Origin of the sequence: Mesorhizobium sp. RIZ17, assembly GCF_051127865.1 — a bacterium.
Classification (GTDB): Bacteria; Pseudomonadota; Alphaproteobacteria; order Rhizobiales; family Rhizobiaceae; genus Mesorhizobium; species Mesorhizobium humile.
The window spans coordinates 4,499,607-4,509,681 of sequence record NZ_CP147861.1 but is presented as its reverse complement, the minus strand read 5'-3'; the positions used below and the strand labels follow the sequence as shown (position 1 = coordinate 4,509,681).

The 10,075-nt window shown below is 63.6% G+C and carries 8 protein-coding genes; 4 read left to right on the top strand and 4 right to left on the bottom strand.

Translation table 11 applies throughout. From position 1 onward, the window contains the following. Positions 1-990 (bottom strand): 3-oxoacyl-[acyl-carrier-protein] synthase III C-terminal domain-containing protein, encoded by a 990-nt coding sequence (locus WDX12_RS21505; RefSeq protein ID WP_320296336.1) that lies wholly within the window; start codon positions 988-990, stop codon positions 1-3. An 86-nt stretch (positions 991-1,076) separates the two neighbouring features. Further along, a complete protein-coding gene (locus WDX12_RS21500) occupies positions 1,077-1,874 on the bottom strand; it encodes an alpha/beta fold hydrolase (protein ID WP_434721923.1) in 798 nt (265 codons plus the stop codon). A 117-nt stretch (positions 1,875-1,991) separates the two neighbouring features. On the opposite strand from WDX12_RS21500, the gene WDX12_RS21495 reads away from it, so the two are divergent. Further along, the gene (locus WDX12_RS21495; protein ID WP_434721922.1) at positions 1,992-2,870 is read left to right on the top strand and encodes a LysR family transcriptional regulator; all 879 of its coding nucleotides are present in this window, start codon (positions 1,992-1,994) and stop codon (positions 2,868-2,870) included. Between the two features lie 118 nt (positions 2,871-2,988). Here the strand turns inward: WDX12_RS21495 and WDX12_RS21490 are convergent, their stop codons facing one another. Continuing rightward, the gene (locus WDX12_RS21490) at positions 2,989-3,438 is read right to left on the bottom strand and encodes a DNA polymerase III subunit chi (protein WP_320296339.1); all 450 of its coding nucleotides are present in this window, start codon (positions 3,436-3,438) and stop codon (positions 2,989-2,991) included. Positions 3,439-3,441: 3 nt separating this feature from the next. Next, positions 3,442-4,944, bottom strand: coding sequence for a leucyl aminopeptidase (locus tag WDX12_RS21485; RefSeq protein WP_434721921.1), 1,503 nt, complete (start codon positions 4,942-4,944; stop codon positions 3,442-3,444). Positions 4,945-5,322: 378 nt separating this feature from the next. Between WDX12_RS21485 and lptF the strand changes: the two genes are divergently transcribed. Genes lptF through WDX12_RS21470 form a run of 3 tightly spaced genes read left to right on the top strand, consistent with a single transcriptional unit; the run spans position 5,323 to position 10,006 of the window. Then, the gene (gene lptF / locus WDX12_RS21480; RefSeq protein ID WP_320296341.1) at positions 5,323-6,519 is read left to right on the top strand and encodes an LPS export ABC transporter permease LptF; all 1,197 of its coding nucleotides are present in this window, start codon (positions 5,323-5,325) and stop codon (positions 6,517-6,519) included. A 2-nt stretch (positions 6,520-6,521) separates the two neighbouring features. Next, positions 6,522-7,604: an LPS export ABC transporter permease LptG gene (gene lptG, locus WDX12_RS21475; protein ID WP_434721920.1), complete on the top strand. Its 1,083-nt coding sequence runs from the start codon at positions 6,522-6,524 to the stop codon at positions 7,602-7,604. After that, positions 7,604-10,006, top strand: a complete 2,403-nt coding sequence (locus tag WDX12_RS21470) for an LPS-assembly protein LptD (RefSeq protein WP_434721919.1) — start codon at positions 7,604-7,606, stop codon at positions 10,004-10,006. Before lptG ends, WDX12_RS21470 begins: the two co-directional genes overlap by 1 nt. Positions 10,007-10,075: the final 69 nt, after the last annotated feature.

Here is a 10,075-nt window from a genome sequence, read left to right as displayed (position 1 = left end):
TCAGACCTCCAGCGCCATGCCGCCGAAGGAGACGCCGGCCGACGTGCCGAGGAAGAGCAGCTTCGTGCCCGGCGCGACACGGCCCTCGCGGCGCGCGACGTCCAGCGCGAAAGGTATGGAGGCCGCGATCTGGTTGCCGAAGCGGGCGGAGATGTCGACCAGTCTTTCCGCCGCAAAGCCTGTCTGGCGCGCCATGTGGGCAAGCGCGAAGGGGCTCGCCTGGTGCGGCACGACGAGGTCGACATCGTCATGCCGCCAGCCGGCGCGATCGAGCAGAGCATCGACGAAGCCGTTGAAGTGGCGCGCGGTGAGCCGGAACAATTCCTTGCCGTCCATGTGGAACAGGCTGTGCGCGGCGAACGCTTCCTGCTCCTTGCGGAAATCGAAGCGCGTGCCGCCTGAACCGATGCCGCAAGCCTCCCAGCCTGAAGGATAAGTGCGCATCAGGCTCGCCGCCACCTTGCCCTCACCTGGCTTGGCCTTGCGCAGCACGGCCGCCGCCGCGCCGTCGCCGAAGAGCGCGGCGATTTCCGGCGCGTCGCCCCACGGCAAGGCGCGCGAGGCGACTTCGGACGAAAAGACCAGCGCCGTCTCGCATTGCCCGGCCTCGATCATGCGGCCGGCGGTCTCGAAAGCGGTAAGGAAGCCAAGGCAGGTGCTGTTGACGTCGAAAGCCGCGGCCGAGCCGTCCGCCAGGCCGAGGCGCTGCATGACCAGGGGCGCGGTCGCCGGCAGCGGCTGGTAGGGCACGCCGCAGCCGCCGATGATCAGGTCGACGGCGCCGGACTCGATGCCGGCATCGGCAAGCGCAAATGTGGCCGCGGCGCAGGCGAGATCGATTTGCGATTCGGCATTGCAGACATACCGCTCGACGACGCCGGTGACGGTTTCCAGCACGCCCTCGCCGAGGCTCAGCTTCGCCTCCAGGGCGCGCGTGGTGAGGCGCTCAGCCGGTACCGCCCTGCCGGTTCCGACGATCCTGATCCGCATTCTCCCCCCGCCGCATGAGCTCGGCCCTATCTAGCGCAAAAAGCGATTTGAGGCGACGTTTCCCAAACTCATACCGCACTGCCGGATCATCGGCTCCGGAGGAATCCCACCACCGCCTCCATGAACTCTGCCGGACGCTCGACATTGAGCAGGTGGACGCCGGGCAGAAGCAGAAGCTCGGCGCCGGGGATCGTCGCCGCGATCGCCTCGCTGTGGCTTGCCAGCGTCACCTTGTCGTCCTCGCCGCCGATCACCAGCGTCGGCGCGGTGATCAAGGAAATCGGACGGCGCAGATCGGCGTCGCGGACCGCGGCGAAGCATCCCGCCAGCCCTTGTGGCGACATGGCCAGGATCGCGGCGTGGAACGGCTCGACCGTCCTGTTTTGAGCGGCCAGCATCGAAGCCGGGAACCAGTTGCGCATGAACATGTCCGCCGTGGCCGACAGGTCGCTTGCCGCAAGCACATTGCCTATCTGCTCGTCGAAATAGGACGCCGGACCGAGATGCGGCGAGGTGTTGGAGAGGATCAGGCGATCGATGCGTTCCGGCGCATGGATGCCCAGCCACTGGCCGACGAAACCGCCAAGCGACAGGCCGAGGAAATGCACGCGAGCAATGCCGAGAAAGTCGAGCAGTTCCAGCACGTCGCGGCCCAGGCGGTCGAGCGAATAGGCGCCGGCCGGCGCGTCGGAGCCGCCATGGCCGCGAAAATCATAGCGCAGCACGCGGAAGGATCTGGCGAGTTCCGGAACCTGGCCATCCCACATATGCAACGTCGTGGCGATGGAATTGGAGAGCATCAGCACCGGCCGATCCTCCGGACCGTCCAACCTGTAGGCGATGCGGGCGCCATCGCCCGCCGTGAAGTGAAGTGTGTCGGTCATTTGATCCTCATCGTGGTTGGCGGGTAGCTCCCGCAGCTTTCGATGGGGCAAAGCTAAGACTGGCGATCATCGAAGAAAATTACTATGATTTGACAATCTCTGTAGGATTTTTCGACTATGGACGATTTGAAGCTTCACGATCTCAGATGTTTCGATGCCGTCGCGACAGGCGGCAGCTTCCAGGCCGCGGCCCAGACGCTGCACCGGACGCATCCCTCTATCTTCGCCGCGGTCGCGCGGCTGGAGGAGCAGCTTGGCCTGACCCTGCTCGACCGCGGCGGATACCGGGTGAACCTCACCGAAGAAGGCCGCCTGTTCCACCGCCGCGCGCAACTGGCGCTGCGCGAAGTCGAGCATCTGAAGGACTATGCCGGCCAGCTCGCGAGCGGCGAGGAAACCATTTTGCGCGTCGTCATCGGCGACGTCTGCCCGAGACCCGGAATACTCGGCCTGCTCAGCCGCTTCTTCGCCGGGCGGCCGCGCACGCGCCTGCATCTCGACTATGAAGCGATCAGCGGGCCGGTCGAGCGATTGATGGACGGCGAGGCCGATCTCGTCTTCCATCGCGCCAACCCGTCCGACCCGCACCTCGAGCGGATCGATCTGTGTGAAGTCGCCTTCATGCCGGTGGTGGCGCCCGGGTTCCTGCCGCTCGAAATCGGGCATGACGTCACGCCGGAAGCGATGCGGCCCTTTACCCAATGCGTGATCCGCGACACCGCGCGGCGTCCCTCATCGGAAAACTTCTTCGTCCTCGACGGGGCGCATTCCTGCTCCGTGCCCGATCATGCGATGAAGAAAGAACTGATCCTGCACGGGCTCGCCTGGGGTCATCTGCCGGGATGGCTGATCGAGGATGAGCTGCGCGACGGACGACTGCTCTCGATCGCCGGCCGGCATATCCCCGGCCGCACCGAGACTGTCGCCGCTGTCCGGCGGCGCGACAAACCGCACGGACCGGCGGCCGAGGCGTTGTGGCAGCATCTGCAGGCATAGCGAACCGCCTCCGAGCTAAAGCGCGTCGCGCTGGAACGGATTCAGGCGACGCGCTTTAGGTCCTTTGTTTGATGCATGTCGTTGCCGCAAAACCGAGGTCACTTTTGCGCGACATGCATTAAGCCTTGCGCTCCCAGCGACGGTCGGGCGTCTGCTGCCAGTATGTCACGGCGTGGCCGGCTTCCTTCATCGTCTTCCAATGGCCACGCGCGGCTTCTAGCTGCGCGGCGTCATGGCCGTCGAATAGGAAGACGGCGCGTTCGTAGCCGGAAAGCTCGGGCGGACTGGCGCCGTCGACAAGGAAACGGATCTGGGCGGCGTTCTGGTTGGCCTCGCCCGTGGTCAGCAGAACCGGCTGTTCGGCAGGATAGGCCTCCCGGTCGGTGGCATGCGCCAGGAAGGAATCGTCGCGGAAGATCCACAGATGCTGGTCGAGCGCGTCGCGGCGCTCTTCCGTGCCCGTCTGCACCACCGCGCGCCAGCCGCGCTCGACGCTGCGCTCGAGCAGGCCCGGCAGCGCCTCCTCGAGCGTCGATTCAGTCAAGTGGTAGAACAGGATGTCGGCCACGCCCTACCCTTCGTAATGGTCACGCACCAGCCGATCGAGCAGGCGCACGCCAAAACCTGAGCCCCAGGACTGGTTGATCTCGCTCGACGGCGCGCCCATCGCGGTGCCGGCAATGTCGAGATGCGCCCAGGGCGTGTCCTTGACGAAGCGTTGCAGGAACTGCGCGGCGATGATGGCGCCACCATAACGGCCGCCGATGTTCTTCATGTCGGCGTTCTTGGAATCGATCAGCTTGTCGTATTCGGGCCCGAGCGGCATGCGCCACAGCCGCTCCTGGCTGGCCTGGCCGGCGCCGAACAGCCTGCCGGCGAGCTCGTCATTGTTCGAGAACAAGCCTGCATAATGCTGGCCGAGCGCCACCATGATGGCGCCGGTGAGCGTCGCCAGGTTGATCATGAATTTCGGCTTGAAACGATCGTTGGCGTACCAGAGCGCGTCGGCGAGCACGAGGCGGCCTTCCGCGTCGGTGTTCAAGACTTCGATCGTCTGGCCCGACATCGACGTGACGATGTCGCCGGGGCGCTGGGCATGGCCGTCGACGGCGTTCTCGACCAGGCCGATGATGCCGACCACATTGGCCTTGGCCTTGCGCGCGGCCAGCGCATGCATCAGGCCGGTGACGGCGGCCGCGCCGCCCATATCGCCCTTCATGTCCTCCATGCCGGAAGCCGGCTTCATCGAATTGCCGCCGGTGTCGAAGGTAACGCCCTTGCCGATGAAGGCGAGCGGTGCGTCCTTGGCCTTGCCGCCGTTCCAGCGCATCACCGCCACGCGGGCGCCGCGCGGCGAACCTTGCGCGACGCCGAGCAGCGAGCCCATGCCGAGCTTCTTCATCTCTTTTTCAGTGAGTATCTCGACCTCGATGCCGAGCTGCCCCAGCGCCTTGACGCGTTCGGCGAATTCGACAGGCCCAAGCGCATTGGCCGGCTCGTTGACGAGATCGCGCGCAAGCAGCACGCCGTCGACCACGGCCTCCTCACCCGCAAACGCCTTCTTCGCGGCCGCGGGGTCGACGCAATGGATGGTTATCCTGGCTGGCTTGCCCGCCTTTGTGTCGGATTGCCCGTCTTCCTTGTCTTTCCTGGTCTTGTACTTGTCGAAGGAATAACTGCGCAGCAGGATGCCGGCGGCGAGGCTTGCCGCCTGACGGCCGTCGGGCTGCAGGTCCGGCAGATCGAGGATGACGGCCACCTCGGTCGCCTTGCGCAGCGACGCGGCAACGGCGCCGCCCAGCTTCAGCCAGGCATTGTCGTCGAGGCTCCCGACCTTGCCGGCACCGATCGCCACCAGCCGGTCGACGGACGTTCCTTCCGGCGCCAGCACCTCGGCCGAGCTTGCGAACTTGCCGGAAAAATCGGCGACCGGAAAGGCGCGTGCCAGTGCGCCGGCCGGATCGCAGACCTTCGCCGCTTCGCCGAGCCCCCCGCCATCGGCCACGAAGACGAAGACACTGCCTTTTTTCGGCGCGGCAAACTTGGCGAAAGAAACGGAAGGTCTCGACGTCATCAGGTCCTGCTTTCGGGGATGGCCGGAAGGTGCCGGCAAAAGGTGTTATTGAGCGAGCGAGGGGTTTGGCAAGCGTGCGCGACATTTGGTCGTTTTCAGCCATTTGGCAAGACTTTGGCCGGAATCGCTGTCTATATCAGCGCCACCATAGACAAAGGATTCGCCTCGGCACGACCTTAGCTTGCTGCCGTAATGTGCTGTTAACCATCGATGTTTTGCATTTTTTATCCATTGGCGCGGAGACTCCGCCGCGCCAGGGCACGCGGCGTGGGGCGAAGAACCGGAGCGAGCCACCTATGAGCCAGTTGTACGGGCGCCGCCGGATGACTACCTTGTCGGCGGGCATGATGCCGTTCGGCAAAATCGAGAAAAGCCTTCATGAAGGTCGTTGAACGCTACATCATGCGCCGCGCGCTGACGATGTTCCTCGCATCGCTGGTGTGGACGCTGGCAATCGTGTGGACGACGCAGGTTCTGGCCAAGATCGACCTCGTCACCGACAACGGCCAGTCGGCGCTGACCTTCTTCGAGGTCGCCGCGCTCATCATCCCCTCGATCATCCCGATCGTGGTGCCGTTCGCGCTGGTGGTGGCGGTGGCGCAGACACTGAGCGCGATGAACACCGATTCGGAGCTGGCGGTGCTCAGCGCCGCGGGCGCCTCGCGTTGGACGATCGCGCGGCCGATCCTGCTGCTGGCGGCTTTTGCCTGCGCCTTTTCCTTCATCGTCGACAACGCCATAGACCCCTATGCCAGGCAGAAAAACCGCCAGCTGGTGGCGGCTTCGCGTGCCGACCTCGTGTCGCTGATCATCCAGGAAGGCACGTTCCGCAAGATCGACGAGGGCCTTTACCTGCAGGTCGGCGAACGGCTTCCCGGCAACCGGCTCGGCGGCATCTTCGTTGCCGATTCGCGCGAGGAAGGCGCAAGCCTGACCTATTACGCCAAGAGCGGCAGCATCGTCGAAAAGGGCGACGAGAAGGTGCTGATGATGAATGACGGCGTCATCAACCGTAAGTCTGTGACCGGCGACCTCTCCGTCATCCGCTTCACCTCCTACGCCTTCGACATGTCGGCCTTCATGTCGGCTGCGAACGACATCACGCTTTTGCCCAAGGACCGGACGACGGCGTATCTGCTCAACCCGGATCCCAACGACAAGATGTTCCAACGCGAACCGGGGAGCTATCGGGCGGAACTGAACCAGCGTTTCGCCGAATGGTCCTATTCGCTTGTGTTCGCGCTGATCGCGCTTGCGGTCGCGGGCGATGCGCGCTCGCACCGGGAGGCGCGCGTCAATCCGCTGATCACGGCGATCGCGATCGCGCTTTTCGTGCGATGGCTGGGCTTCTTCGCCGCGGGCAAGGCCGACAAGGTCGGGTACTATGTCTACCTGCTCTACGGCATACCAATCGTCGCCTCCGCGGTTTCGATCTGGTTCATCGTTTCCTCGCGCAGCATGGAATTGCCTGTCAGTTGGGCCGACTGGCTGACGGGCCTTGCCAAGCGCAGCAGCGACAATTGGACGGCATTCAAGCTCTGGCTCGCCCGGCGCACTTCCGGCCAGGGAGCCTGACCATGGGCTGGACGCTGGGCCGCTATTTCTTCTTCCGCTACGTCTCGATTACCTTCTGGTTCTTCCTGGGCCTGCTGGCGCTGGTGTTCCTGATCGATTTCACCGAGCTTTCCGGCCGCACGACCGGCCTGCCCGGCTTCACCTACGGCACAGCCCTCGCCATTTCGGCGCTCAGGATGCCGATGATCATGCTGCAGACGGTGCCGTTCGTCGGGCTGTTCTCGGCGATGGCGACGCTGGTGTCGCTCAACCGCCGCTATGAGCTCGTCATCGCCCGCTCGGCCGGCGTCTCGGCCTGGCAATTCCTGTTCCCCTGCTGCGTCGGCGCGCTGATGTTCGGCGTGCTGTCGGTCGCCATCATCAACCCGATCGCCGCGCATGGCTTTTCCTGGTCCGAGCAGATGGAGAACGACCTGCGGGCCGGCAAGTCGAATGCCGTCACCACCAATGTCACGCCGTGGCTCAGGCAAAAGACCGAATCAGGCGACACCATCATCGGCGCTCGCGCCATCCTCAATCAGGGGCTGGAGATGGCAGACGCGGTGTTTTTCGTCCTCGATCAGCATGGCAATATCGCCGAGCGCAAGGATGCCGCCAAGGCTTTCCTGCGCGACGGCTACTGGGAATTGCAGGACGTCAAGGTTTTCAAGGGAGGCAATATCCAGGCGCTTGCGACCGACAAGGTGCCGACCAATCTCAAGCCGGAATTCGTGCAGGAACGCCTGGCGCGCCCGGAAACCATCCCGTTCTACGAATTGCCACGCAAGATCGAGGTCGCCCGTTCCTTCGGACTGAAGGCAAACGCCTTCGCCATGCAATTTGATTCGCTGGTGGCGTTGCCGTTCCTGCTCGTGGCCATGACGCTGATTGCTGCAACGGTTTCAATGCGATTTGCGCGAATGGGGCAATCGGCAACGATGATTCTGGGTGGCGTCGTGGCCGGCTTTCTGCTTTATGTCGTCTCGGTACTGGTCAAGGCATTCGGTGTCGCCGGATTCGTGCCTACTGTGGTGGCTGCATGGGTTCCGGTTGTCGTGGCTATGTTCTTTGGGGTGACGTTTCTGCTATACAAGGAAGACGGCTAGTGAGGGAGGCGGTTTTGCGCAGCCATAGGCAGGCCGGTTTGGCACGCCTCTATGGGGCGACCGCCTTGGCATGTCTGTTCGCTTGCGCGGTGCCGATGGCACCCGCGCTGGCGCAGCAGGTTGTCGCCAAGCCCGTCCCGTCCGGCACGCAGATGCTGCTGGCCGCCGATACCCTCGTCTATGACAACGACAAGCATACGGTGACGGCCGTCGGCGGCGTGCAGATCGACTATGGCGGCAACAAGCTGGTCGCCCAGCGTGTGGTTTACAACCGCGACACCAAGCGCCTCGTCGCCAGCGGCGCCGTCGAACTGATCAACAGCGACGGCACCAAGGTCAATTCCGACCATATCGACATCACCGACGACTTCGCCGACGGCTTTCTCAACGCGTTGCGCGTCGAGACGATCGACAAGGCTTATTTCGCCGCAGAGAGCGCCGAGCGCATGGGCGGCGTGCTCACCACCTTCCACAACGGCGTCTACACGGCTTGCGAACCTTGCGAGGACAAGCCGGACAAAGCGCCGACCTGGCGCGTCAAGGCGCGCAAGATCATCTGGAACGGCGAGAAGAAGACGGTCCGCTTCGAGAACTCGAATTTCGAATTCTTCGGCTTCCCGCTCGCCTACCTGCCCGCCTTCGAGATCGCCGACCCGACGGTGAAGCGCAAGAGCGGCTTCCTGATCCCCGGCGTCACCTACAACAGCCATCTCGGCGTCGGCGTCAAAGTCCCCTATTACTTCGCGCTGTCTCCGACCTACGACCTGACCGTCACCGGCAGCGGCTACACCAAGCAGGGTTTCCTCGGCGAGGCCGAATGGCGCCAGCGCTTCAACAACGGCCAGTACACGCTGAAGATCGCCGGCATCAACCAGCAGGATCCCGACGCGTTTATCGATTCCGCCGGCCATAATGTGAATTCGGGGTCTGCCGACGATCCGAACAAGTTCCGCGGCATGATGGGCACCAAGGGTCAGTTCGCGATCAACGAGCGCTGGAACTTCGGCTGGGACGTGCTGCTGCAGACCGACAAGGACTTCTCGCGCACCTACAACATCGAGGGCTACAACGACCTCGTCCACCAGTCGTCGATCTATCTGACTGGCTTGAGCGACCGCAATTATTTCGATGTCCGCGCCATGCGCTTCGAGGTGCAGGAAGACACGCTCTCCAGCGATCCGACGGCGCGCGCCGCCAAGCAACCCTGGGTGCTGCCGTCCCTCGACTACGCCTATATTCCCGACACGTCGGTGGCTGGCGGCCAATTGTCGTTCAACGTCAACGCACGCGTGATCAGCCGCAACCGGCTGGATGAGACTTTCGACAAGTTTTCGAAGGTGGAACGGGTTCCTGGAATTGAGGGACAGTCCAGCCGGCTGACGGCGGAAGCCGAATGGAAGCGCACCTTCACCACCGACGGCGGTCTGCAACTGACGCCGTTGCTCGCCTTCCGCGGCGATGCCGGCTACGTCAATGCAAATTCGGCTTCGCTCACGGCGGTCAACGACATGGCGATGAATCTCGGCCAGGACGTCGACATGCGCTCGTCGCTTGCCCGCTACATGGCTACCCTCGGCCTCGAGGCGCGTTGGCCGCTGTTGTTCTCGATGCCCAGTTCCAGTCACATCCTGGAGCCTACAGCGCAGGTCTTCGTGCGTCCGAACGAGCAATATGTCGGCGGGCTGGCCGTCCCGAACGAAGACGCGCAGAGCTTCGTCTTCGACGCCACCACGCTGTTCGAGCGCGATAAATTCTCCGGCTATGACCGCATAGAAGGCGGCACGCGCGCCAATGTCGGCTTCCGCTATTCAGGCGCCTATGACAATGGCTGGGCGACGAACGCCATCTTCGGCCAGTCCTATCAACTCGCGGGCGTGAATTCCTTCACCGCTCCCGATCTCGTAAACGTTGCAGCCGATTCCGGCCTTGACAAGCGGACCTCGGACTATGTCGGCCTGGTCGGCTTCAACAGCCCTAGCGGTTTCTCCGGCTCGCTTAGCGGGCGTTTCGACGAACAGACCCTCGAGGTCAGGCGTGCCGAAGTGAAGGCCGCCTATTCCGGCCTGCCGATATCGCTCAGCGCCAAATATGCCTTCATCGAAGCGCAGCCGCTCTATGGTTTCACCACCGACCGCCACGAGCTCACGCTCGGCGCCTCGACGCATCTGGCGCAAAACTGGCGGCTGTTCGGCACCGGCACCTATGACATCGAGAACAACGTGCTGGTCAAGGACGGTGTCGGCTTCGCCTATAACGATTCCTGCTTCACCTACATCATGACGTATTCGCAGACGCGTGACACCGTCACCAAGGAAGTGTCGCAGAACATCGGTTTCAACCTGTCGTTCCGCACGCTCGGCGATTTCGGTTCGTCAACAAGCGCGGTCGATACCATCCAGTGACCAGGCGGCAGGCGCGCGGCCTCCGAGCCGTGCGTCGGCTGGGGGTGCGATGGGGTTTGGTCTTGATTT

Coding starts and splice junctions, on each gene's coding strand:
- WDX12_RS21505 (WP_320296336.1), bottom strand. CDS start 990: ATGCGGATCAGGATCGTCGGAACCGGCAGGGCGGTACCGGCTGAGCGC.
- WDX12_RS21500 (WP_434721923.1), bottom strand. CDS start 1,874: ATGACCGACACACTTCACTTCACGGCGGGCGATGGCGCCCGCATCGCC.
- WDX12_RS21495 (WP_434721922.1), top strand. CDS start 1,992: ATGGACGATTTGAAGCTTCACGATCTCAGATGTTTCGATGCCGTCGCG.
- WDX12_RS21485 (WP_434721921.1), bottom strand. CDS start 4,944: ATGACGTCGAGACCTTCCGTTTCTTTCGCCAAGTTTGCCGCGCCGAAA.
- lptF (WP_320296341.1), top strand. CDS start 5,323: ATGAAGGTCGTTGAACGCTACATCATGCGCCGCGCGCTGACGATGTTC.
- lptG (WP_434721920.1), top strand. CDS start 6,522: ATGGGCTGGACGCTGGGCCGCTATTTCTTCTTCCGCTACGTCTCGATT.